The sequence below is a fragment of the Nostoc sp. UIC 10607 genome, from assembly GCF_047228265.1.
Lineage (GTDB): Bacteria > Cyanobacteriota > Cyanobacteriia > Cyanobacteriales > Nostocaceae > Nostoc > Nostoc foliaceum_A.
This window is the reverse complement of the sequence record NZ_JBIQNW010000013.1, coordinates 14,271-39,226: the sequence shown is the minus strand read 5'-3', so window position 1 is coordinate 39,226 and position 24,956 is coordinate 14,271. Positions and strand designations below refer to the sequence as shown.

The 24,956-nt window shown below is 41.9% G+C and carries 22 protein-coding genes and 1 pseudogene; 9 read left to right on the top strand and 14 right to left on the bottom strand.

The window, feature by feature from the left end:
- Positions 1–738: 738 nt before the first annotated feature.
- The 5 genes from ACEYW6_RS14515 to ACEYW6_RS14495 all read right to left on the bottom strand — a co-directional run bounded on the left by ACEYW6_RS14515 (position 739) and on the right by ACEYW6_RS14495 (position 6,702).
- The gene (locus ACEYW6_RS14515) at positions 739–936 is read right to left on the bottom strand and encodes a hypothetical protein (protein WP_412980244.1); all 198 of its coding nucleotides are present in this window, start codon (positions 934–936) and stop codon (positions 739–741) included.
- Between the two features lie 174 nt (positions 937–1,110).
- Complete coding sequence (locus tag ACEYW6_RS14510; RefSeq protein WP_190893383.1) at positions 1,111–1,893, bottom strand: DUF928 domain-containing protein; 783 nt, start codon at positions 1,891–1,893, stop codon at positions 1,111–1,113.
- A 91-nt stretch (positions 1,894–1,984) separates the two neighbouring features.
- The gene (locus tag ACEYW6_RS14505) at positions 1,985–4,324 is read right to left on the bottom strand and encodes a CHASE2 domain-containing protein (protein ID WP_412980243.1); all 2,340 of its coding nucleotides are present in this window, start codon (positions 4,322–4,324) and stop codon (positions 1,985–1,987) included.
- An 18-nt stretch (positions 4,325–4,342) separates the two neighbouring features.
- Entirely contained in the window at positions 4,343–5,482 is a 1,140-nt protein-coding gene (locus ACEYW6_RS14500; protein ID WP_412980242.1) for a DUF1822 family protein, read from the bottom strand.
- Between the two features lie 2 nt (positions 5,483–5,484).
- Positions 5,485–6,702, bottom strand: coding sequence for a sigma-70 family RNA polymerase sigma factor (locus ACEYW6_RS14495; RefSeq protein WP_412980241.1), 1,218 nt, complete (start codon positions 6,700–6,702; stop codon positions 5,485–5,487).
- A gap of 417 nt (positions 6,703–7,119) precedes the next feature.
- Between ACEYW6_RS14495 and ACEYW6_RS14490 the strand changes: the two genes are divergently transcribed.
- Positions 7,120–7,602, top strand: a complete 483-nt coding sequence (locus ACEYW6_RS14490; RefSeq protein WP_412980240.1) for a PD-(D/E)XK nuclease superfamily protein — start codon at positions 7,120–7,122, stop codon at positions 7,600–7,602.
- Here ACEYW6_RS14490 and ACEYW6_RS14485 read toward each other — a convergent pair.
- On the bottom strand, positions 7,599–8,426 hold the full coding sequence (locus ACEYW6_RS14485) for a DNA adenine methylase (protein ID WP_412980239.1): 828 nt from the start codon (positions 8,424–8,426) through the stop codon (positions 7,599–7,601). The two genes, ACEYW6_RS14490 and ACEYW6_RS14485, sit on opposite strands and share 4 nt — an antisense overlap.
- 164 nt (positions 8,427–8,590) lie before the next feature.
- Here ACEYW6_RS14485 and ACEYW6_RS14480 point away from each other — a divergent pair, with 164 nt between their 5' ends.
- The 3 genes from ACEYW6_RS14480 to ACEYW6_RS14470 all read left to right on the top strand — a co-directional run bounded on the left by ACEYW6_RS14480 (position 8,591) and on the right by ACEYW6_RS14470 (position 10,494).
- Positions 8,591–8,797 carry a DUF751 family protein gene (locus ACEYW6_RS14480; RefSeq protein ID WP_190893370.1) on the top strand — a complete coding sequence of 69 codons (207 nt, stop codon included), beginning with the start codon at positions 8,591–8,593 and terminating at the stop codon, positions 8,795–8,797.
- Positions 8,798–8,920: 123 nt separating this feature from the next.
- Complete coding sequence (rbfA, locus tag ACEYW6_RS14475; protein ID WP_196514077.1) at positions 8,921–9,340, top strand: 30S ribosome-binding factor RbfA; 420 nt, start codon at positions 8,921–8,923, stop codon at positions 9,338–9,340.
- 917 nt (positions 9,341–10,257) lie between these two features.
- A complete protein-coding gene (locus ACEYW6_RS14470; RefSeq protein ID WP_062297131.1) occupies positions 10,258–10,494 on the top strand; it encodes a DUF4327 family protein in 237 nt (78 codons plus the stop codon).
- Between the two features lie 452 nt (positions 10,495–10,946).
- On the opposite strand, the gene ACEYW6_RS14465 is transcribed toward ACEYW6_RS14470, so the two are convergent.
- Together ACEYW6_RS14465 and ACEYW6_RS14460 are read right to left on the bottom strand one after the other, a co-directional pair.
- Positions 10,947–11,300, bottom strand: coding sequence for a hypothetical protein (locus tag ACEYW6_RS14465; RefSeq protein ID WP_190893366.1), 354 nt, complete (start codon positions 11,298–11,300; stop codon positions 10,947–10,949).
- Positions 11,301–11,484: 184 nt separating this feature from the next.
- Positions 11,485–12,231 (bottom strand): 3-oxoacyl-ACP reductase family protein, encoded by a 747-nt coding sequence (locus ACEYW6_RS14460; RefSeq protein WP_412980238.1) that lies wholly within the window; start codon positions 12,229–12,231, stop codon positions 11,485–11,487.
- A 108-nt stretch (positions 12,232–12,339) separates the two neighbouring features.
- On the opposite strand from ACEYW6_RS14460, the gene ACEYW6_RS14455 reads away from it, so the two are divergent.
- Positions 12,340–12,948 (top strand): TetR/AcrR family transcriptional regulator, encoded by a 609-nt coding sequence (locus tag ACEYW6_RS14455; RefSeq protein ID WP_412980237.1) that lies wholly within the window; start codon positions 12,340–12,342, stop codon positions 12,946–12,948.
- A 35-nt stretch (positions 12,949–12,983) separates the two neighbouring features.
- Positions 12,984–13,226 carry a hypothetical protein gene (locus ACEYW6_RS14450; protein ID WP_412980236.1) on the top strand — a complete coding sequence of 81 codons (243 nt, stop codon included), beginning with the start codon at positions 12,984–12,986 and terminating at the stop codon, positions 13,224–13,226.
- A 16-nt stretch (positions 13,227–13,242) separates the two neighbouring features.
- Here the strand turns inward: ACEYW6_RS14450 and mutS are convergent, their stop codons facing one another.
- The 5 genes from mutS to ACEYW6_RS14425 all read right to left on the bottom strand — a co-directional run bounded on the left by mutS (position 13,243) and on the right by ACEYW6_RS14425 (position 19,077).
- Positions 13,243–15,816 (bottom strand): DNA mismatch repair protein MutS, encoded by a 2,574-nt coding sequence (mutS, locus tag ACEYW6_RS14445; RefSeq protein ID WP_412980324.1) that lies wholly within the window; start codon positions 15,814–15,816, stop codon positions 13,243–13,245.
- An 86-nt stretch (positions 15,817–15,902) separates the two neighbouring features.
- Positions 15,903–16,118 (bottom strand): DUF4276 family protein, encoded by a 216-nt coding sequence (locus ACEYW6_RS14440; RefSeq protein ID WP_412980235.1) that lies wholly within the window; start codon positions 16,116–16,118, stop codon positions 15,903–15,905.
- A 79-nt stretch (positions 16,119–16,197) separates the two neighbouring features.
- Positions 16,198–16,548 carry a DUF4276 family protein gene (locus tag ACEYW6_RS14435; RefSeq protein WP_412980234.1) on the bottom strand — a complete coding sequence of 117 codons (351 nt, stop codon included), beginning with the start codon at positions 16,546–16,548 and terminating at the stop codon, positions 16,198–16,200.
- Positions 16,542–17,741: an AAA family ATPase gene (locus ACEYW6_RS14430; protein ID WP_196514072.1), complete on the bottom strand. Its 1,200-nt coding sequence runs from the start codon at positions 17,739–17,741 to the stop codon at positions 16,542–16,544. Before ACEYW6_RS14430 ends, ACEYW6_RS14435 begins: the two co-directional genes overlap by 7 nt.
- 208 nt (positions 17,742–17,949) lie before the next feature.
- Complete coding sequence (locus ACEYW6_RS14425) at positions 17,950–19,077, bottom strand: ABC transporter ATP-binding protein (protein ID WP_190893354.1); 1,128 nt, start codon at positions 19,075–19,077, stop codon at positions 17,950–17,952.
- A gap of 305 nt (positions 19,078–19,382) precedes the next feature.
- Between ACEYW6_RS14425 and ACEYW6_RS14420 the strand changes: the two are divergent.
- A pseudogene (locus tag ACEYW6_RS14420) lies at positions 19,383–19,694 on the top strand (hypothetical protein); the annotation flags it as partial.
- A gap of 360 nt (positions 19,695–20,054) precedes the next feature.
- Entirely contained in the window at positions 20,055–21,887 is a 1,833-nt protein-coding gene (gene mrdA / locus ACEYW6_RS14415; protein ID WP_412980233.1) for a penicillin-binding protein 2, read from the top strand.
- Positions 21,888–22,289: 402 nt separating this feature from the next.
- On the opposite strand, the gene ACEYW6_RS14410 is transcribed toward mrdA, so the two are convergent.
- A complete protein-coding gene (locus tag ACEYW6_RS14410; protein ID WP_412980232.1) occupies positions 22,290–22,835 on the bottom strand; it encodes a DUF1349 domain-containing protein in 546 nt (181 codons plus the stop codon).
- 1,032 nt (positions 22,836–23,867) lie between these two features.
- On the opposite strand from ACEYW6_RS14410, the gene ACEYW6_RS14405 reads away from it, so the two are divergent.
- Positions 23,868–24,623 (top strand): TspO/MBR family protein, encoded by a 756-nt coding sequence (locus ACEYW6_RS14405; protein ID WP_412980231.1) that lies wholly within the window; start codon positions 23,868–23,870, stop codon positions 24,621–24,623.
- The last annotated feature ends 333 nt before the right edge of the window (positions 24,624–24,956 follow it).

Here is a 24,956-nt window from a genome sequence, read left to right as displayed (position 1 = left end):
GAAGGTTTATTCAACGGTCAAAAAGTCGGATATGAATTAATCTGGGATGGAACGAGAGTTGGCTTTGAACCGGGTTGGTCACAAGAGCAAGCGATCGCTAACTTAGAATTCAATAAGAAAAGCTATCCTGACAAAAAAGTTGAAGGTTTATTTAATGGCAAACAACTCTAATAAATTAGAATCGATACGATAGCTAATAGAATTAGCTCTAGCAAAACTGCTAGGGCTATTTTAATGTCCTGAAGAAAATTGCCAAGCCAAAGTAGTAATTTTTGATATAAAACTACAGATAATACCATTTCTGATTTTGGATTTTACATTGTCAAAGATTTACTGGTAATCTCTTTGAGTATTTCATCTGTCACAATCGTTGTTCAAATTGGTATATAGCGAGAAAAAATAATTAACCACACATGAATGAACACAGATACTCGTAGGGATACGGCATTGCCCGTGTCCCTACCCGTGTACTTTTATTTCTAATGCATTTTTTCAAAATACAAGAACAAAAAGCGATCGCTCTTGGTTATAGTGCATCGGCTGCCACTACCAAAAAATGTTTGACATGAAGGAACTTGGCGATTAACTGCTTGGCTTGGGGTTTTGATAGGCATTGAGAAGAGCGATGTCTATAACGGGCTATTCGGTATCGCCCCTCCTAAAATTCTTAGAGGAACAATTGGGAGTAGCAAGAACCGTAGGCATCGCTGTCTCCTGCCTTCTGAAGATTTGTGACTACTAAGGAGCCTTTCTAGTTTCAGTTGGTGAACGTTGAATTTCGCCTTCGCTGTAACCTAAGTCATACATACTCGCCGCTTGAGAATCTTGTTCTGGTGAAATTTTGGGTTTTCCAGCCCAGGCATCAGATTTTCCTAAGCTAAACCAATCTTCATCAGTCATTTCAGAAGTGACTGTGTTCCCCTGTGTGTTTTTCATGTAGACATCCCTACTTCTTTTAAGCTCGTTAGTTCCTTCCATAACTATCTCGGAGCGCTTGTACATTACCCTATTGCCATGACAATTGTCTTGGCGATACATTACCTCTTCCGCAAGTATGAAAGCATATGTGGCAAACTTTTCTCGAAATGTTTATTGGCAGATGCCGATAAATTATTTGGTAATACAGCAGGATGCGATCGCATCTGTATTAGACTTAGCTAAATCTACCTGTTTGAGTAGCTCAACCCAAGCTGATGCAATTTTTGGATCTTTGCGTTTATTGCTTTGTAAATGTTCTCCTAAAGTTGTTAAGGCATCATACCAGACACCATGTTTGGCAAAAAAAGTAGCCCTTGCCAACGGTGTTTTAGCTGCCTCAAGTTGTTGTTGCGATGATGGGTTGAGGGCCACTTGTGTCATTGAGCCTCGAACATAAACGGCAGCAGAAGGCTTCTGAGGATCGCAATAAATCGAAAAAGTCCAACGATAAGTTTTACCTGCCTCTAGAGTTGATGTAGGTTGTACCGCTAAACTGATAATTCCTGCCGATGTTTGTGAAGGATTAAATTTTTTCTGATACACATAATTGTCTGTTTCATCCTGAAGCACGAACTCTACAGGAACATTTGCAGTTAATTTATCAGGCACAAAGAACCAAAATGTTGGGGTTTGAGATGCTGACTGTCCCCAAACTAAATCTTTTGTACCTGTTTTAGTTGTAGGTACTAAAGCTGTCAAAGTCTCATACTGCTTACAGGAACCACGACTACCTCCACCTCTACGCCTTCCTGTCGGTTCTCCTGGCTTTTCCTGCACTCTTGGCGCAACATACCTGATTTCACTTGTTGATGTTAAGGTTTCAGCCTGTACAGGCAAATTTCCAGGTATGTCAAAAATGCCTAAGGTCAGTGCAGGGATGAGGGTGGCAGTGTGAAACCAAAGTAATTTTTTCATAAAAGAAATTAATTAGCGATCGCAGAAGTAATTTATTAGGATTTTTAATTCTTGAAGATTAATACCTAATTTATTACTACACTTCCGTTCTCTATAATTTCTGTAATTTTTTGCTGATAGAGATAAATATAGTGCTACTAAGTAGCAAAGACATCATCGGTGGTACTAAGGGTATCCAGCCGCCCTGAGTGAACAGGATTAAACAAAGTCCAAACAGCGTACCTGATGCTACGGTTACAGCAATACTGACATAAGCTATTTTGCGAAGATACCAAGCTAGTAGACTACCTGTTAAAGACCAACCCCAAATCCAGCAAATATCACCCCATTGACTCCAAACCCATAACATGGGTCTTTGGTCTAAAGCGGCACTGAGTATTTCACTGACCATTTGTGCCTGAATGATTATGCCTGGAATGATTTCTGAAGGGTTTTTACTATAGGGTGTATACCAGTAATCGCTACTACTATTACTAGTGACACCAATCAGAATAATCCGGTTTTTCAAGGCATTTGGGTTTATTTGTCCGTTCAAGACTTGGCTGAGGGTAGCTTGGGGTGCGATCGCTTGCACTGAGGGCGAAAAACGGTAATTTAGTAAAATCTGACTGCCTTGGGCATCTATCGACTGATAACCGCTAGTCCGATTTTGTAACCGTGGGAAAGTTTTATTTCCCAGTTGCAAATCCCAATTTGGGGTAAATTTGGCTATAATTCCCTGTTTTTTCAGATAAAGAAATGCTAGCTGCACGTTAAAAGCAGAAGCCGGAGTACAACTTGACGAAATCGGGTTGGGAGTCATCGCCAACAAATGACGGCGGAGTACACCATCATTGTCTTCAACAAAATCGCTAAAACCTAGCCGTGTTTCTGGTATTTCCGGTGGGGGCGAAATGCCTGTGGGGTCGTATTTTGGGTCAGCACGTTTACAGATTGCAATTAAGCGATCGCTTTGTTGCATCCGCTTGGCTAGTTCTGGTTGGTTGGCACTCACTGGAAAATCTCGGTATATATCTAGACCAATAGCTGCTGGTTGATATTGTTCCAGTTTGGCTAGCAGAAGATTGAGATACTTATCGGATAAGGAACCTTGGCGCGGTTCCTGTCCTTGGGCTTGAATATCTTGGTCGGTGATAGTTACTACCAAAAGCCGCGAGTCTGGCTGTTCTTTGGGTCGCAGTCGCATTAACTGGTCGAATGCTTCTAGTTCTAGCGGTTGTATTCCACCGAATAACCGGATTAATCCGATAATTAAAGTAACACCTAAGCTATTTAAAAAAACCAGTGGTAACTGCCTTAAATTCGGGCGCGGCAGATATAAACCAAACCTCTGACCGCACAGATCCTGCCAAGTTGGCGAAATTTCTGCTGGGTTTTGGCAAATGACAGGTAACCAAGTAGCACAGGGAAAATCATGTTCTAGAGATTGTAATCTTTCTCTGGCCTCTCTCACGGCTGCATACAGAGTTTTTCCTTGAGAAAAAAGTGCCAGGAAGTGCTTCAAAAATTCCTGCGCTACCCGGTCTGGTACGGGTTCGCGCATGACAATCACTTGGGGTAAATGCAAATCAGCTAAATCTTGTGCTAATCCCAAACCATCACAAGAATTAAAAATTGCTAGCTGTAATCCTTGAGCGATCGCCTTTTGTAAACCATACTTTAATTGGTCAATAGTTAAAGTTTCGCCAGAATTCAGCAGCATTCGTCCTTTACCTTGGCTGGAACTATGCCCCGCAAAAAAAAGAATATCCCAACCTGACTTCCATAATTGTTCTGTGAGTTCGGAACGGTTGGGTTCGACTAAAAACTTGAGTTCAACATTAGGTAATTGGCGAAGTAAATTTTGGTCTTTTTCGAGATCGATGCCCTGGCGATCGCCTAAAATTGCTAAGATTCTGACTTTACCTTGAGTTTTTTGAGGATTTGTTTTCACAGAACGGGTATATTCTGGCGGACTCAGGGCAATTTCTGCTTGGGGGTAATCAGTAAAAAAATGCCACAGACACCAGGGAAGCTGCAAAACTTGATCTGATTCAGCAGTAATAATGCAACGAATTTCCTCGTTCGGTAAGAGTTGAGTCCGCAACTTCCGGTCAATATTCAGAAACAGGGAACTATTCAGCCATGTGTTCAGATTTTGTTGTAATTCTTGAGAGAGGTTGTCAAACTCTGTTTGGGAAATATGGGTAACGTCTTCTTCATCAATTTCAAAGTCTGCAATGTTGCGACTGCGCCAACCCAAACTAGTATACAAAGCTGTATACATTTGTTGCCAACGTTGATAAAGATGTTCCAATTGTGATGCAGCAGGTAATCCACCTGTAAATTGCATCGGAGTAGGAACATCCGTTTGCCAAAGTTGAGCAATGACCGTGGGAAACCCTTGCTGTAAGTTTCCTTTTCCTAAGTTTAGGACGATCAGTTTACTCATGGCGATTAATTTCTAAAACTAGCTGATAAACTCTTGTGTGAAATTGAAATCATCTAAACCAACCTGAAGACTAAAACTTGTGTTTTCAGGACATCGGAAGCCTTTGAGTTGGATCGAGTTATCTGTTTCTCGTGCTTGCACTGATTGCACAATTTCTCCAGAAGCAGAAATCAATGCCAAGCTAACATTTAGAGGTAAATAGAAATTGCGCTCCTTGGGATACAATTGGACACGGATTCCTACTTTATTATCTATTTCTGTGGTTAATGTCAACATTAACACTACAGCTTGATTTCTAGTTGGTAACTCAATTTCCTTAACTCGTTGGATTGATTGTTGAGCCGAATCATTTTGGCGAAAGCTAAAGGCGAAATCTGGCTGTGTACCCAGGAAGTTTTCTATTGTTTGCCAACTATCTGCAACTATATTTTGGAACCACTGGCGCAAGTTAACAAGTGCTGGTTTCTGTCTAAATCTTTGTGGACAATCTTCCCTATCTAACAATGCTCCCCAGATTTCAAAGGGCAATTCCAGGCGAGGATTAGTAATTGTGGGACTTGCTAATCTTTGCCACAAATTTTCTACTTGAGCAGCTGATAAAACAGGCAAAGGAGCGATGACAGTTTGTGTTTGTTCTTCAGGATACAGTTGACGTACTACCCAAAGCACATTTAGATCCTCAACCATTTGATTAGCATCTAAAGAGTAAGTCCGTTCTTGGGAATCGTAGCTAGCTTGATTTTTTAATTGCTCATGGGTAGTATAGCCCCAAATTCTCATCCACTCACCATCAGGACTGACTTGTACTGCCAAGTAGTAATCTCCTGCCCATTGAGGAATATCTATCCATTCTTGTGGTACAGAAAATTCTCTAGTTTCTAAGCTTTTATCTGGAATTAGAATCAAGCGTTTTGTATCTAGATTTATAGCAGTGCCGTTGACAAGTTCCCAAGTTATTGGAAGTGTATCAATAGTAGCTTCTGGTGCATATTCTGCTTGTAACCAAGGCAGAAAAGTACTGAGGCATACTTGATTCAGAAAAGTATTCCAACGACCACGCGGACTAACACTAGAATGGCTTTGCTGCCAAGATTGGTCTTGAACTTCAGGAGACACCTCTAACCACAGTTGAGTTGGAGGAACACAAAAAGATGACATAGCTACTGCTCCTTTGAGGAGTGAGGTTCCAAATTACTGAAATAATTTTGTAACCATTCCTCTAATACTGCACTAATATGTTTAACCACGTTGGAAGTTGGAGAAATATGCATTGTTTCTTGACTCCACTTGGCGATCGCCAGTAGTAGAGATTCTCTTGTTTTAGCCAATTGCCGCGATATTTGATATTGCTGGATTTGCTGTTGTTTAGCAATTTGTTGTTGAGTAAGTCCTTGCTGATAGTAGAGTTGCAGCAATTTTTGTGATTGGGGAGAGAGTTTTGCCAGAGTATTAATTAATAGATTATGGATTTCTTGTTGTTGGTTTTTTTGAGTCTCTGCTTCTTCTCTGGCTATTAAATCTGCGAGTAAAGATTCATTTTGAGTAGTATCTGGTAAATCATCTTGTAATTCACTATCGGCTTGACCTGTTTTAGGGGCGTTGAGTGAAGAAACCACAGGATATAAATAAGAACGTGCATGTTTGGCGGATAACAGTAGCCATTTTTCGAGAGTTTGGGCGTTGCATTCTGTCCCTGATGGGTTGAGTTGTGTTAAGCGATCGCGGTTGTAGAGTTGAGCGATCGCTTCCCAAGTATCTTGATCAGGTCTTTGTAACTTCCGCACTCCTGGCGATTTACCCAGAATGTAACCATCTGCAAAACATTTCCAAGCTAACAGGTAACGGGCAATAGTTTCATCTGTTAGCCCAGCATTTTGTAATGATTGCTGTAGTCGCTTGCGGCTCAACTTTAGCAGCAATGCCCAATCGTTACAAAAATCTATTTCTTGTTTTTGCCGCAAAGCATCCCGAATCACATTGCCAAAAGCCACATTGCTGTAGCTTTTCAGGCTGGCTTTTTGGTCAGGATCGCAAGCTTTGAGAATTTTTGGCACTTCTGCGATCGCTATTTGAAAACAGTCAGATAAGGTGCACTGCACACTAGTAATTTGAGGGATCGTCCTTTGCGCTGACCAATAACAAGTCTCTTGCAAATAAGCTGATAGATGCGCTTCAGCTAGAGAGTTAGGCTGATTTTGCCAGTTCTTATGCCAGTAAATCGCCCAAAAATTTTCTGAGTGTTTTGTTTCTGATATCTGTACCAAGCAATTTTGGATACTGCGCCGTAGTTTGGCATCATATATCCAACAGTTGAAGCGATCGGCTTCAAATTGGATGAAAGTCGAAAATATTTCCGAGATGTTCTGGCGAGGACGCATGAATTCAAAAGGATGAACCTTCAAAAATAAGTATATAGGAGTTACGGTGAGATCATTGGTGTCAACTTAAGCTAAAAGCCTTTTCAAATCTCGTTTCCAGCCTCTGGGCTGGAAATGCTGCTCAAAAGCGGCTCTGCCGCCAGCCCCTAGGACGGCATTCCCAGTCGAAGACTGGGAACGAGACAAGATCTAAAAGCTGCTTCTAGGATGGCTTTCACGTTAAGTTGACACGTATAGGCAGTGCCGTTTTATCTCACCGCATACGTGTCAACTTAAGCCAAAACCTTATTAAAACCTCGTTTCCAGCTAGAGGCTGGAAACGAGGAAATCTCTCAAAATTTATATAACCTAAGTATCTACTGTTGCTTCCAGGGAATCCTAAAATCAGGAAACCTTTTGAAGATAATCAGGATAAAAATGACTCAAGGTGCAAGAGCAGTTACTTCTGGCAATGTTTTGGAAAAAGCTGTAGAAGGTACTTTACTGGGTCATGGATATGTGCAAGTGGGCTTTGATTTACCAAAGAAACAGCGTCTAGGATGTCTTTTAAGCTCGAATACTATACCAAAAAGATATGCAAGGCAGGTTTATATCGGAACAGGAATTTATGGGAGCTATATATATGTAGACTTTTACATTATTGGGGCTGCATCCGTTTCTTCCGGGCTGATTATTGAGTGTAAATGGCAGCAAATTAGCGGTTCAGTTGATGAAAAACTTCCTTACCTTAACTTGAATATTCAAAATTGCTATCCTGCACAAGCAGTTGTATTAATTGACGGTGGAGGTATGAAACCGCAAGCTGTATCGTGGTTAGATAAACAAGTTGTTCTCAATCCAAATCTTCTCTCTGTTCATAATTTAAGTTCATTCATTGCTTGGTCTAACAATAATATTTAATACGAAGTTACTAAAACTTCTGTGATCTTTCCACGCTTTTTGGCGTTAGAATTAATTGCCCTAGATGCTGATATAGTGTGGATATTGAAACTGCTGTAAAGGTTGCGAATAAATTCACAATCTGAATTAGATAGCATGACTTTTACTCCACGTTCAGCTAATTTTTCAAATACATCTTTGAGTTGAACTTGCTGTTCTTCAGCAAAGCGATCACTACTGTAAGCTGTAAAATAGCTAGTTTCACTTACAGGATAGTATGGTGGATCAAAGTAAATAAAATCATCACTACTTGTGGCATAATTTAGCACATCAACAAAATCTGTTTGTTTAATTTTAGATGTAGAAAGTGCTTCTGAAGCTGTTCGCAGTAAAACCTCAGAACAAATATTCGGATTTTCATATCTGCCCAAAGGCACATTGAATTTACCCTGTGAATTGACTCGATAAAGACCATTAAAACAAGTTTTATTCAGATAAATTAGACGAGCAGCTTTTTCTATATCAGTACCAACAGAGTTATTTCTGACACTATAGTAATAATCTTTATCATGTCGGTTTTTATGCTCTTTCAATATAGAAATTAATTCTTCAATATGATCTCTAACACAACAATAAGTGTTAATTAATTCGGCATTAATGTCCGTTAAAATTGCTGCGGTTGGTTGGAGATAGAAAAAAACAGCACCACCACCTAAAAATGGTTCATAGTAATTTTTATAACTCTTGGGAAGATAAGGAATATATTGCTGTATCAACCTACTTTTACCCCCTGCCCACTTCAAAAATGGACGCGGGCTAGTTTCTTTGGGGATTTGAATTACCATTTACTTCCGATTTAACTGAAAATAATCTTGATTAAATAAAGCCAATATAAGCGACGAACCATATTTTATATTAACTGGGTAATTTTCCAGCCGCATAGATTACAATTGAGTAGATCAACATATCAAAACAAACGTAAGTATATAACAAGGCAGTTTACATTCAGATGTTTGACGGATTTTGGGATAACGTCTTTCGCTACCCCCGGTACTTAATTAGTATCGTCTTAGGCCTGTTTCTGAACACCTTTGCGCCATTAATGCCACTGTTAAAGCGCCCAGTTACCTTGATCGCCCTCTTGGGTTTATTTGTGAGCAGCCTAGTCTTCCTTACTCTCACCCTACGTGCAATGCTGGGCTTGAGTACAATCTAGACTAGCGCTATATCGGGGCTGTGCCCCAAAGACGGTTGCTCTTGGCGTTGCTCCCGCTAAGTACTGTCTAAACCAACTTGCATATATTTTTGTGTACAACCTCTGTGAGGAGGCGAAATTTTTATGGCTACAAATCGCCGGGTTTCCCGCGTTGCTGAACTGATCAAACGGGAAGTTAGCCAAATGCTGCTCAACGGCATTAAGGATGACCGTGTGGGTACAGGAATGGTAAGTGTTACTGATGTTGATGTTTCTGGTGATCTCCAACACGCCAAAATCTACGTCAGTATTTATGGTACAGATGAAGCTAAAGCAGAAACAATGGCAGGCTTAAAGTCAGCTACGGGTTACGTCCGTAGTGAACTTGGGGCGCGGGTGCGGCTACGTCGTACACCAGAAGTGCTGTTTCTGGAAGATCGCTCCATAGAACGCGGTAATAAAGTACTGGCACTACTAAGCCAACTTAACCATGAGCGTCCCCCAGAAAATCTGGTACCAGTAGAAGACAGCACAGATCAAGATGATGAATCATTTAGTGAATAAGTAACTTAAATAACAATGTAACTTCAGAACAATTAATCTCAGCAAATCCGCCAAACAGTTTACAGACGTGACTAGATCGCGTCTGTTTTAATGTGACCATAAGCTACATCAGCGATCGCTAGTTGCATATATACACTTTTTGTTTGCCTTGGCTTTCGTCCTTACTCTACTATTCCTCTTTCCCTCTACCCCCTCTTGCCTATTTGTAATGACCTTTAAGAGAAATCCTATCAAGGGAACTCCAAAAATCCAATTATCCAATTCTTGCATCCAATCCAACTATCAGATTCTGCTTCGCCTGCAATTGGATATTGTTTTATTTGGAAATTCCTTACTCTACCCTTGTACAGATGTTTATCCAAAGAAAGCTGTGTAACATTAGTGCCGAAAATAACCAAGATATTACGGTTTTACTTAAGAAATTGTTAACAGATCCTGGGTAAAAGCCTTCGTATTGTACTTTAGCCGTTATGTTTTGCAACACTTTATACCCAAGTATCTGACAAATATTCTTGTGTTGTTTACCCTTAGATAAATACCAGCAGTTCTAGATCCGGGTTTAAGGTGATTATTTGATATGTAAGCGATCTTAATGTGAATTCTTCCCACCCACAAAATCTTGCTTAAATACAGTAATGGCAAGACTTTCAGACTTGTGGAATAAAAGTCATGCAGCTACCCTAGCAGGTTAAGTTAACTACTCGGAATTTTTTTTGTAAAGCGAATTTTCGAGAAATGTCAGGATTCGTTGACTTTCTTAACATTTCTTGAGATAATTTCAGGATATGTAGCGTCAAAATAAAAATAGTTCCGTATAGCAAACTACAAAATCCTAGCCACAAGTCTAATTTCTGTAATGTTTGTTCCTAATTATTAACGGGAACACTATCGTAAGTGTTAATTTGTGAGTAAAAACCATGAGTGTGAATACGGTGCCTTCTATCAATTACTACTCTCTCGATGTGATTCAAGACGAAGCACGCCGACTGGTGCAAAAGGGAATGGTTAGCAGACAACAGCCAATATATACCCTCTGCCAATACATTCCAGCGAGAGAGTGGGTTTGCGTTGAATGTGAATTAGAAAAATGTGACTTTTTGTTACGCGATCGCATTGGCGACCTAATTGGTCGTGAACAGTGGGACAACGACTAATCAATGTTTGATTTCAAATTTGGGATTGGGAGTTTATTTTCGATGTGTGGATGTCACAATCAACCATTGAACGCCCAATCTAGGGGATAATCTCTGGTTTTTGATGAGCATTGCCCCATACAGAATCTTGCGTTTTTCATTAACACAGAAGTATTGGAGTCTGAATTTATACAACTTTTCAAGTGAAAGAAGGCATCGGAATTAATTGTTCTGGATATCTGGTGCTAGAGCTTGAGTCTAGTATATAGATTCTGTGAAGTTCCTACATTTATCCGATAGATAAGTGTAGGAACTTCACTATCTAAAAGGGGATGGGATAACACGTGCATACTGATGACTGATGACGGTTAACAGTCAACAGTTAACGGCGACGGGGCGGCTATCCCGGACACCCCTTGTTCGCACAGCGTCTCGTAGAGAAGAGGTGGGCTTCCCGCCGCCTTGGTGAATTATTAACCTACTTGCTCTAAATACTGATTAATATCTTCAATGATGCGGGTAAGTTCAGCTTCAGTAGTCAAGCGGATGTTGACGTTGCGGACAGTCAGTAAAACTTTGGCTGCAAAGGGGGTTGGCCAGATATTAGGATTACAGAAAATTTCTAAAAATACTTCACCCGTATAACGATATTCCAGGGGTGGTTGGGGAGTGACTTTACCGCCGCCAGGAGTGGGTTTAGAGGCGACAGCTTTCAGGCGCTCCATCAGTTGATCCGTCGCTGTCTTTAATTCTCGTGCTGCTTGGGGTGAAAAACTAAAGGAGACAGAACCTTCAATTAGGTTCAATGTTAGAGGAATTGAAGACATCTCTTTTTTATTAAAACTTCTTGATAAGTACTAATAGTACCGGAAGAAGAGACGAAGCCGCCGAGATCGACGGCGGCGAAGCCCACTTTTTCGAGGATGCGCCCCAGTTTTGCCTTGGTGCTGGGATCGTCGTCAGAAAGATTTGCATGATCGGACTTTTCTTGGTTTTACTATTGCCGCCGAATCAGGCTGCGAAGCCGCCATCAATCTTCAGGTTCGCACCGGTGACAAAATCAGCTTCCGCACTGGCGAGATAGGAAACCATGCCGGCGACTTCTTCGCTTCGTCCATAGCGCTGGAGGGCGATCATGCTTCTCATGGTGTCGGAAAAGGGGCCTTCCGCTGGGTTCATGTCCGTGTCTACCGGGCCGGGCTGGATATTGTTCACCGTGATGCCACGAGGTCCGAGATCGCGGGCAAGACCGCGCGTGAAGCTGGCGATCGCACCCTTAGTCAAAGCGTAGATGGAGCCGCCAGCAAAAGGCATGATGTCGCTGTTGACGCTGCCAATCATGATGATCCGTCCGCCCTCGCCCATATGGCGGACAGCTTCCTGAGTTGCCACAAAGACACCCTTCACGTTAACCGCAATCAGCCGATCAAAATCCTCCATTGAGAACTCGTCGATCGGGGCCAAAGCGGCGACCCCTGCATTGTTCACGAGGATGTCGAGGCGACCAAAGGCTTTCACAGTCTCGGCGACAGCGTTTTTCACCGCTTCAACATTGGCACTATCGGCGCGTATAGCCAAGGCTTGCCCACCTGCCGCTTCGATGGCAAGCACCACCTCGTCGGCTTTTTGGGGCGAGCTAGTGTAGGTGAGAGCAACAGTTGCACCATCGTCCGCGAGACGTTTGGCGATCGCTGCCCCCAGACCGCGTGAGCCGCCAGTTACCAATGCCACTTTACCTGTGAGTTTTTTGGTGCTCATAATATTTTTTTGTCGTTGGAGTTTGTTGTTACAATACAATTTTGTATCGTCTGGTATAGATATAAAGCATGGGGACAAGCCTGTCAAGAAATTATTATACTGATAAGTATGAAACAGGAAAAAACCACTGCGGCTATGGGCCGACCCCGCGAGTTTGATACCGATGACGCGCTGAATCAGGCAATGCATGTGTTCTGGCGCAAGGGCTATCTGGGGACATCCCTTTCGGATCTGACTGAGGCTATGGGCATCAATCGCCCAAGTCTCTACGCCGCCTTTGGCAACAAGGAATCTCTGTTCCGCAAAGTACTTGATCGCTATGCCGATGGGCCGTCAGCCTATATTGGTGAGGCTTTGAAAGAGCCGACCGCGCGCCAGGTCGCCGAGCGGATGATGCACGGGGTCGTTGAACTGGGAACCGATCCGGGCAATCCACCGGGATGTCTCTGGGTTCATGGCACACTTTCATGCGGAGATCCGGCCGATCCGATCCGGCAGGAATTGTCTGCACGCCGAGCCTCAAACGAAGCCGACCTGTGTAAGCGTTTCGAGCGGGCGATTTTGGAGGGCGACTTGCCGACTGATTCAGATCCAGCCGCTCTCGCCCGCTTGGTGGTGACGGTCAATTGTGGAATGTCAGTTTTGGCGGCGACCGGAGCCACTCGGACGGAACTATTGCGGGTTGTGGAGACAGCGTTGCAAGCGTGGCCAAAGTAGGACAACACCCAATACGGTTCGGATAAGGTTTTTTGATGAAAGTTATAGATCACAAAGACGCGATAAATCGCCGTCTTTACAATAATCAGTCCTTTGTAGAGACGGCGATTTATCGCGTCTCTTCCCTTAACCGAACCGTATTGGGACAACACTTATACCTATTTGGTGTCGCATGGACATTTGAGGTGGAAATCAGATTTCGCTCTTCAAATCTTGCTCATTTTCTGAATAAAGCACGGGCTTCTTATCCTTTAAAATCTGTCAACGCAGACAAATAATTTGGCAAACGACAAGTTAATCCAGATTTTGCAGCCCCATCGCAATCTTACTATGCTTCTCAATTTGCCCCATCACTTGTTTTGCTCGTTGAATAACTACGGCTGGTAAACCCGCCAATCTTCCAGCCTCAATTCCATAAGACTTATCAGCGCCTCCCGGTTGAACTTGATGCAAAAAGATAATTTGGTCGGGTAATTCTTTCACCGTCACTTGATAATTAGCCACATTCGGCAAAATGCTAGCCAGTTCATTCAATTCATGGTAATGAGTAGCAAAAATCGTTCGTGCCCGAATATCCACTGCTATATATTCTGCCACCGCCCAAGCTATAGAAAGACCATCAAAAGTTGCCGTTCCCCGGCCAATTTCATCCAATAAAACCAGCGACCTAGATGTGGCATGGTTGAGAATATTCGCTGTTTCATTCATCTCCACCATGAACGTAGATTGACCAGTTGCCAAATCATCCACTGCACCTACACGGGTGAAAATGCGATCGCATATTCCTAATTTTGCCAACCTAGCTGGTACAAAACTACCAATCTGCGCCATTAACTGAATCAATCCTACCTGACGCAAATAACAACTTTTGCCACTAGCGTTTGGCCCGGTGAGAATAATCAAATCGGGGAGTGGGGAAATTTCTTCTTCACTACTCCCTAATTGAGTCGAATTCGGCACAAAGAAACCCGCAGGTAAAGACTGTTCCACCACCGGATGACGGCCATCAACAATATTTATTTCCCTTCCTGGCAACATTTCTGGACGACAATAACCTTGATGCACCGCCAACTCAGCCAAACCACACAACACATCCGCCGCCGCCACTGCGCGAGAAAGATTGCGAATTACTTCCGCCTCTTGTGCTACCTCTTCCCGCAACGCCGTAAAAATTTCATACTCCAACTGATTTAAATCATCCCGCGCCGTGAGAATCCGGGCTTCTCGTTCCTTCAAATCTGGGGTAATGTAACGTTCCTCATTCGTCAGGGTTTGCTTGCGGATGTAATTAGCAGGTACTTGGTCAGATTTACTGCGGGAAATACTGATATAATAACCAAAAGTTTTGTTAAATCCTACCTTCAGTGTCGAAATTCCGGTCTTAGCTCTCTCATCAACTTCCAAGTTGGCAATCCATTGTTGGTCTGCTTCTACAGTCGCCTTCCTTTCATCCAACAAGGGATTTACACTAGGGCGAATCAATCCGCCTTCTTTGATTAGTATGGGTGGCGACTCCACAAGATGCGCGTGTAACTTTTGTGCTAATTCTTCCAACACACTTGGAACTTTCTGCAAAGCCTTGAGGAATGGAGAACGCGCCTCAGTTACTAAGTGGGATAATTCTGGTAACCGTGAGAGGGAATCTGCCAAAGCTACTAAATCTCTGGCATTAGCTGTACCAGAACCTGCCCTTCCCGTCAGGCGTTCTAGATCATAAATTTGGCGTAACAACTGCCGCAAATCTTGACGTAGGGGCGTATTTTCCATCAATTCTTGGATGGTATCAAGACGTGCCCGAATGCCTTTAATATCGAGTAATGGTTGCAACAACCACCGCCGCAAAGCACGCCCACCCATCGCTGTACTAGTTCTATCCAATGCCCAGAGTAAGGAACCGTGAAAAGTTCCATCCCGGACGGTTTGGGTAATTTCCAGGTTACGGCGGGTTTGATTATCAACAATTAGGTAGTCGGTGACTGTGTAGGTGCGGAGTCTTTGGAGGGTAACTGGGTTTTCTTTTTGGGTATCTTCCAGGTATTCTAGAAGGCCACCAGCCGCACGGACAGCGAGGGGAAGATGATCGCAACCGAGTCCTTCGAGCGATCGCACCTTAAATTTCTGCAATAATCTAGGTCTAGCTTCGCCTTGGGAAAAGGGTACTTGCGATCGCAAACTATAGCAAAATGATGGTGGCAAACACTGGGGGAGATGCGGCGAAGTTTCTCCTGGACGCAGCAAACTACCCAAATCGGGCGCATTTGTCGGAACTAACACCTCTGAAGGTTGCAAGCGCATTAATTCCTGTGTCAGATATTCTAAATCGCTACCTTGAGTGGTGAGAAATTCCCCTGTGGAGATGTCTGCATAAGCTAAACCCCAATGATTTGCGGCAATTACTACTGCTGCAAGGTAATTATTACGACTAGATTTGAGCATTCCCTCTTCTAGCAAAGTGCCAGGAGTCAAAATGCGTGTTACTTCCCGGCGTACCAATCTACCAGCAGCTTCTGAAGCATCTTCCACTTGGTCGCAAATTACCACTGCATAGCCTTTTTCTACCAGCATTGTGGTGTAGCGTTCCCAAGCGTGGTGTGGAACACCAGACATCGCCACTCGTCCCTGTTCCCCAGCTTGCTTACTAGTGAGGACTAATTCTAATTCTTGGGCTAGTTTGACAGCATCTTGGAAATAGCATTCAAAGAAATCTCCCACCCGATACAGCAATACTGCGTGAGGATATTTATCCTTCGTCTCGACATAGTGCAGATACATTTGACTTAACTTGCTGCGGTCTACCTGTCGATGGTCGGAAATAAAAGTACTCGCGTCGGGTTTAGTAGATGGAGTTTCAGAGTGAGAAGCGGTCATAGATGCTATTGGGTTACGCACGGAAATTCCACAATATCCGATGATAGCTTGATGTTAGAGGTGAATTGCGATCGCTCAAGAATTTTTTACTCTTCATTAGGGTTGTTGGTTGATACACCCATTTTTGTTGTTAGTGTGGTGAATAGGCGATCGCAGTGTGGCGAAGCCTCGCGTACTTTGTCCACATCTAATAATTCTAAAAGTTTCGAGACATGTTTGATTTTTTGGTACTCACCTTTTTTAGTAGAACGAGTAGCAGCTTTTAAGCTTGGTTCTAAACTATCTTTGTCAATAATCTCCACATTAGCATTTTTGGGAATAGCATTTTCTTTAAATCCCTGCCCGTAAAATTTTTTTTAGGGTTGCTATATCACTAATAAACTAAGCTTCCATTGCTTGTACCATTAAATGGCAATGACTATCATCAACACCTGATGGTGCATCCCAATTATCCCTAAACTTCAGATGCTTCCAAGGAGACTGTGTGGTAACAGATGCTTCTGCATCAACAAGCAACACATTAAAGGCTTCTGGATGAGATTTTAAAGCATTCCTAAAATCACGGAAAGCGTTATTACGAGAACCACAGATAGTAATATCCCATTTAATTTTTTGACTTTTAGCTATTTCTACAAGTGGTTTTAAAAAGTTACTAAATCCTTGTCTAATTAAAGCTTTCGTATTCCTTCCATCTCCACCACCTTCTATATAAATTCTAACCTCTATTACCATCGATTTCCCCCAATTTCACCCATCCGCCAGAGGTCGCCAAGAGTATAATTTTCAAGCCAATTTTTCAGTTTATCAGGTTCAAGGCGGCGGAGATGAGATCCTTTTTCATTGCGTTCACACACCAGTATTGATTCAGGATATTCACTCAAAGCAGAAACTAAAGCATCAGAATGGGTAGTAACTATTATTTGAGTTCGCCCTGATGCTTCGATTAACATTTCTGCAATAGTAGGTAAAATATCTGGATGTAAACCAATCTCTGGTTCTTCAATACATATAAGTGGTGGTGGAGTTGGGTCAAGCAGTAAAGTCATTAAAAATAAATAACGGAGTGTACCATCAGATAAACGATTTGCAGGAATTGGTTCAAGAAGTCCTTCTTCACGAATAAATATCTGTACTGTACTACCATATATTCTTACACTCACTTCTTCAGCTGCTTCATAAAACTTTTTCAGTTTTTCAATAACTCTTCTATTCCCTATTTGGTGTTGTAAGTTATTTAACATTAAACCTAAATTACTGCCATCTTCTAGTAGAGGATGTTCAGGTAAGTCAGTTTTTTGAGCATTCCTTGGTTCTGAATATCGCCCCATCTGCCAGTAACGATATAAACCAATATTAGAAAATTGTGTGCTGAGATAAGAAAGTTCTGGATACAGGTCTGGATCTTTTCTCTGAGATAAAACTGACTGATCTGGAATCAAATCTTCTCGGCGAAGAGAGCGTTTGAATGGTTTTCCATCGTTCTCTATCTTGGTGATATTTAAAACTGGATGACCACTTTGGTAACGATAGTAAAAATAGACATCGCTTTCACCGTGATATCTTTGTTCATTTTCTACAGCTTCGTCTACTAGCTCTAGTCTTTGACCAATCGAAGTCAAATTAACGTAATAGCGCAAATTTTGGAGTCTTTGAGGATAATTTAAAGTTACTTCTATTTTAGCTACCGGAGTTTCCTGTCCACCCTTCCACAGAAACTCGCTAATGCCTCCCCCTTGACGAAAAGGTGCTGGTAAATCTGTGGGTGTTGCGCGTAAAATACCCATTGCTTCAATTAAATTCGATTTACCCGAAGTGTTAGCCCCAATTAAAACATTGAGCGGTTGCAGTTCAATTTCTTCACCCTCACTTCCATAGGAAATGAAGTTTTTTAATCGCAAGGTATGGATAAATCTTTTACCTTCCATTATATTTACCTATTTAGCTAATCATAGTTACTATTAAACCTTACCCATCAATAACGTAATTAAGAATCGCCAATGTGGTTTGTCAGCATAACAAACAATTAAACAATTTAATTGAGATCATATCAGTAGCGATCGCTCAAGGATATTTTACCCTTTTGGTACGATGGGATAGTTGGTTGATAAACCTTTAGGGCAGATTCTGATAACTCTACTGACTAATTGCCAAACAATCATTTTCTGCCCACCAAGCGTAGATAGGCGTGTTGCGGTCTGCTAAAGGGCCAAAAGTATTAGGTTGCAACACATTTATGCTAATACCATTTGTTAATTCCACAACATAATTAACGTGTGTGCCCAAATACATAACATTGATCAGCCGTCCTTCAAAGCAGTTAGCTGGCAAATTGGGTGGATAAAGCGAAAGCTGTATTTTTTCTGGGCGGATGCTGACTACCACCGCTTGCGATAATTCAGATGGTGTATCTTCAGCGCGGCTAATGACAATTGATAGACCCGTTTTGGTCGAAATTCTAACATTAGATGAGTCTACCGCTACGATTTCACCGCTGAATAAATTAGTATCACCAATAAAATCAGCAACAAAAGATGTCTGAGGACGTTCGTAAATTTGGCTGGGAGTGCCAACTTGTTCAATTTTGCCTTGGTTCATCACGGCAATGCGATCGCTCAAAGACAATGCTTCTTCTTGGTCGTGTGTCACCATCACAAAGGTCACTCCCAAATCTTTGTGTAAATTTGATAACTCAACCTGCATTTCCTTACGTAGTTTCAAATCTAACGCCCCTAAAGGTTCATCCAGTAGTACGACGGTGGGACGGTTGACTAGGGCCCTTGCTAAAGCGACTCGCTGCTGTTGACCACCAGAAAGTTGATTGGGAAAGCGCGATCGCAAACTTTCCATTTTTACTAGCTTTAAAGCTTCTTGAACTCTAGCTTCAATTTCCGATTTGCGGATTTTTTTTAACCGTAGTCCAAAGGCGATGTTATCCCAAACATTCAGGTGGTTAAATAGAGCGTAACTTTGAAATACAGTATTGACGGGTCGGCGGTAAGGCGGCACATTAGTCATAGACTGGCCCTGAATCAGGACTTTGCCAGCGTCAGCGATTTCGAACCCAGCAATTAAGCGCAGTGTTGTTGTTTTACCACAACCGGAGGGGCCTAAAATACTAAAAAATTCTCCCTGTCTGACATCCAAATCTATTCCATGTACTGCTGGTTCTTGGTTAAAAAACTTGAACACGTTACGCAGTTCAACATCAAGTGGCTGAAAAGTTGTTATCCCCCTCTGATTCTGCATGACAATTTGAGCCATAGTTCTGAGTAGAATGCCGTGATATTACGTAATTTTGTCAGTAGTCTTTTGGGCAGACTAGATTTGACACTTTGGTTTATTGTATCCGCCAAAAACAATTGTTCAATAATATACTTGCCCGATTCTTTTATACCCATTATTGGGCATGAGTTTAGGGTAATTGTATACAGATAATACCGCTCTTGGTACTCGCTATCCTAGCTCTGTATATTTGTGGTCGATGGCACATACTAAGCCTTTCCGGTCTGTAGTTGACACGCGTCAAGCACAAATTCTCAACATCCTGCAAAATGAAATGGAAAAGAAATATGTCAATTGGTCAAGGTGCTTTGCAAGTGACACCCCTGCAATCAGCGATTATGTTTTCTGTCCCTGCTAATGGCGGGTATCGAGTTCAGCCTTGGTTTGGTGCTTATGCCCCCAGTAATAAACCAGAAATTGTGGTTGTGGCTTTTGGTGAAAACTCCGGCGAGCATGGTGGTACTCTTTGCTGACCGATGGTTTTACAAGTGCTAGAAGCTTATTTTCAGCATAAATATCCAGGTAAGTATCAAAAACCTCAGCCTGAGCCATCAGAAGCAAAAACTCATAATTCAGGACATGGCACTGGAGACTAGTACTCGACCAACCCAAAAATGATGAGTGAAAGTAGACAAGGAGAGAAAAGAAATTAATTTTCTTACCATAAAGCCCGTAAAGTTTCTTTGGGGGACTACTAGTGTGGGAAATTAAAAATTAAAAATTCCCTATTTCTAGGCATTTTAAGCATTTTCAATGCTATTTTTATTTCTGCTGTTATGTAATCGTGTGCGGAGTTCAAAATTCAAAAAGCCTTTGGGTGACGAAATCGAAGATATGAGCTTATGGTATCTATTAAAAATAATTAATCACTCTCGATTAATTTGCTATCAAATCCCTGCTAGGAATTTAGCAGAATTGTTTACAAATAATCTTAATTTTGAAATCCTCTTTGTCTTATGACTTTATTCAACCCATCTCCACTTGGCGGACAAAAAAATACACGTACAGTCGGACGGAGTTTCCAGCCGATATTTTTAATTATATTTACTCTATTGATGATGACTGGGATCAGTGTTCGTTTGGCATATTTGCAAATTACTGAAGGAGCAAGCCACCGAAAACGAGCCGAGTCAAATCGGATTCGGATGATCCCTAAACAACCAGAACGAGGCAACATCTTTGACCGCAATGGCAAACTTTTAGCCAGTACTCGCTATCCTCGCTCTGTCTACTTGTGGCCGATGGCACATACTAAACCCGCGTGGTCGGTTGTGGGAGCACGTCTATCTGAAATTCTTGACGTTCCTCAAGAAGAAATGGAAAAGAAACTAGAAGAAGCAGGCGCTAACTCTTCTTCACTCATACGGATTGCCCGTGACTTGAACGAAGCACAAATTACCGCATTGAAAGAGTATGAAACTGAACTCCAAAACGTAGAAATTCATACAGAAGCGGTTCGCTACTACCCCCACGGTAAGCAATTAGCACATGTATTAGGATATACGCGAGAACTAACCGCCGACCAGTTAAAAGAAAAGAAGCAGGAAGGCTACAGATTGGGTGATGTGATTGGTCAAATGGGAGTTGAAAAAGCTTATGAGAAAAATCTGCGGGGCGAATGGGGCGGTCAGCAGGTAGAAGTCGATGGTGCAGGTCGGCCGCTCCGGGTTTTAGGTGAAAAGCAGGCAAAAGCTGGTAACGATTTGCACTTAACTATAGATGTGGATATGCAAAAGACAGCAGAAAAAGCTTTGGGCGATCGCGACGGTGCGATCGTGGCACTTGACCCAAAGAATGGTGCCGTTTTAGCTATGGTATCTCACCCCACCTTTGATCCAAATATTTTCTCGAAGCAGAAACTCACCCAAAAAGATTGGGAAACTGTCCAAGGTGCCGACCATCCTTTAGTAAATCGCGCCCTCAGTGCTTTTCCACCTGCAAGCACCTTCAAAATTGTCACCACCACAGCCGGTCTAGAATCAGGTAAATTCTCTCCTAGCACAGTTTTGCAAACCTACGGTTCCTTAACTTTTGGCGGTACCCGATTTGGTGAATGGAATCACGCTGGATTTGGCCCATTGGGTTTTGTCGGTGCATTGCAGTGGAGTAGTGATACTTTCTTCTATCAAATTGGTCGGGGAGTCGGTGGCCCAACTTTAATTGAATGGACTCGCAAGTATGGATTTGGTAAAAGAACTGGCTTTGAGTTTGGTAACGAAGAGGCAAAAGGTTTAGTGCCAGATGAGACATGGAAGCAGAAAGCTTGGAAGATACCTTGGACTGTAGGCGACAGCATTAATATGTCAATTGGTCAAGGTGCTTTACAAACTACACCTTTACAAGTCGCCGTTATGTTTGCCGTGCCTGCTAATGGTGGCTACCGAGTCCAGCCACATTTGCTTAAAGACAACGAAGAAGCAAAAAGCTGGCGAGAATCTTTAAATATGAAGCCGACAACCATAAGTGTTCTCCGTCAGGGACTACGAAAAGTAGTAGCTGAAGGCACGGGTAAAGCTTTGAAGCAGCCAACAGTTCCCCCAGTCGCTGGTAAAAGTGGCACAGCTGAAGCGTGGAAGGGCCGTGTTAAGCAAAATCACGCTTGGTTTGGAGCCTATGCACCAGCTGAACAGCCAGAAGTTCTAATTGTGGCATTTGCTGAACATTCCGGCGGTGGTGGTGGTAGCATTGCTGCGCCGATGATCTTACAAATTATGGAGGAATATTTTCAGCGCAAGTATCCAGGTAAGTATCAGAAACCAGTGCCTGTGAACGCAGGAAACAGCAGATGAAATTGGGCATGGGGCATTGAAAAGAGGCAGAGGGGCGGGGTGTAGGGGGCAGAGAGGAAAATTCTACTCCCTTGCTTCTTCCCATCGCCAAATAACAATGAGGTCAATCGTGATTGATGACTATAATAATGATGCTGGTGGAGCAATGGAGCATTTCGCTAGAAGAAGCGATCGCAGTCACTAATCTTTAGTTGTTCCTGCAATAAGTTAGCACGAATTTTCTACCAACTTTGGATATCTGGAGGTGACTATCGAGATCCTGGCATGGATTATTATGAGCAACTTTACCAGGAACGAGTCATCAATAACCTCCAGAAAAAGGCTCTAGCTTTAGGTTTTGAGCTTGTTCCCCAGCCCAAAGCAAATACGGTTTCTTAGGAAAGGGATTACTTAGTGATGTTGCTATTGTTGAGTAATTTTAAAATCTTCAAAGACTACTGAGAAACCTTCACCTTGCGGAGAGGCACACATTAGCCCCACTTGTACCGTTTCTGCATGGGTAAGATATGCCAGTCGCAGCATTTGATAATTCTCACCATTTAGGGAATACTGCACCTCTACTGTTTCTGAGCGACGCTGTACCCGCAGCCATAAGGCAACTGGTGGTTGTGATAAGGGGACTACTGACCAATCTGAATAATCTCTTGTCACTACAGCGCTGACGTTCTGCACCTCTTCAACATACTCAATTCCACATTTGAGCCAGGTCTTTTCGTTCTCCCGAATCATCAATCCAGCTTGGTCATATAAAACCTGATACTGTCCTTTAATTTTGACCTCAACTGTAAAATCACCCTTTACTTCCTGATAGTAAAAGTTGCCATTATCACGCATGAAATGATAGTAAGTCTTTTGCCAAAAATCTGTTTTTGCACCTGCGTTAACAGAAATAAATTTAGCTTGTTCACTCCAGGTAGAAGGTTCGTTGTACCACTTCATTTGAGTCATAAAATTTGTACTATCATTAACAACAGAATAGAAATTTCAGAAATACCATTGTCTACGTTTATCCTAAGCAAACTTGCATTATAGATAGGAACTGCGCTCAATATTCCTGTTCATTTTCCTAACTCTTTTGTATATATGATAAATCCAGATAACTCTGGAATTTCAATTTTATGAGTAAAATCTGGTAAATAATAGAGATAAAATTTTCCGTATTCGCCTCTTGTATCAGCCCAAGCTGGTATATATCATGGTCATATTCTCAGGTATATAAGCCATAAAATCATCTTTACTAATGAGATATCCAGCTAAATAGCGATCAAGAGGCCCAGAATCAATATGATATATTTCCTCTCAATTCGATTGGTGGGTGAAAACTAAACAATTGGTATTGTGGATTTGGCTGTCAAGACTGATTTAACCCAAGTATTTTAGCTTGCTCCGCGTTACATACCAGAAAATCTGGTTTTGTCTTTCTCCCCAATGTAGGGGCCTTGTTTGGCTTCAAACATTTCGATTTCTTGAGGTGGAGATTGTCCTGGCTGGCATCTGCCTGTGAGTATCCCTTGAGCTAACGGCGACCAAACAATCTGACCGATTAAGATAAAGCACTTTTTGTCAACCAGTTAAAATATTCAAAAAAGCCTTCGTCCTTGCCAAATCCTGAAAAATGGTGGAAATTTCATCCAGAACTACTATCAGACCTACGTGGAATTGGTCAGCATCACAAGCTCTGTCTTATGCAACTTTGAAAAAAGATGATGGCGTTCGCTTATTTGTACGATTACTATATGCTGGAATGCAAGAGTGAGAACTTAACTCTTGAAAATAGTACGGGAGGGCTCCTCGAAACTAGGTGTTAATCACCAGAACGCTCAGAAGATATCAGTACGCTCTATGAGCAAACGTATTGAGTCTGGGAACCTGTGCAAGCAGGACATTAAGATTGTGAAGTCTTAAGAATAAGAATCCCATTGGCTTTAGCCCTGAGAGTGCCAATACTACTAATTACAAACTACGCACAATCTCTTAATTATGAATCAATCCAATAATAGTGGAATACTTGAACAGTTTGTCAATACAGTGATGGGGGTAAAAACTCTTAATCAACAACAGTCTCCACATACATCAATAGCTACTACACAAGAACTAGATATCAGAGCAGTTTTAGTTTATACACTAGGGACTATCCTACAAATAGTAGTTATGATTCTCGTGTTGCTGGGAATGGAAAAATTAGTAATGTTGATTGATAGCAATTCTTCTTTTCCCAGTTGGTTTAGCACTTTATTGACTGGATTATTTTTTGCTATATTAAGTATCCGTTCACGAATTTTTTCTCTTTTAGATAATACTCGTTCTCGTCAGACTTATGACCAGGTGATCAGACCAAGATGGTCTCCTCCACCTTTAGTATTTCCCATAGTTTGGATGATAATTGCCGTTTTGCGGGTAATTTCTTCTGTATTGGTTTGGCAGCAAATGAATCACCAATTTTTAGTGCTGCCTTTAATTTTGTTTGTGGTACATCTGGCTTTAGGTGATACTTGGAATACGATTTTTACTGTAGAACGGAGATTAGGTGCTGCTGTACCTGTAGTTATTTTCGGCCCTTGGTTATCTGCTGTAGTGGTGACGGCAATTTATTGGCAAACTAATCCTATAGCGGGAATGACTTTATCATTTTCCTGTGTATGGCTAACTGTAGCTGCTGTATTGGTATTTAGAATTTGGCAATTAAATGGATCTGAGCCATTGTATCCTTTAAAACTAACACCTGTGGATAAATAAATACTCAAAATTCATCTTGAAATGAAAGCAAGGAAAAATATTACTTGACTTTTGAGTACCATATTGAACATACATAAAAAACGGTAGATAAATCAACAATCTACCGTTTTTTAAGCTCTTAAATCTGAGACTTAATTAATCTTAAATCTAACTTGTACATTGCCTTAATCAACATCAACTAGAGCGACATTGCTATCTTTGATGCAACCACTATGATTAGTCGCATATTACAGACCAAACACATTTATAAGCCACTGCGGTCTTGGGATTTCCCCAAGTACAGCAAGTGGCGTGCATGGGTTAATAATTACGAATTACGAATTACGAATTACG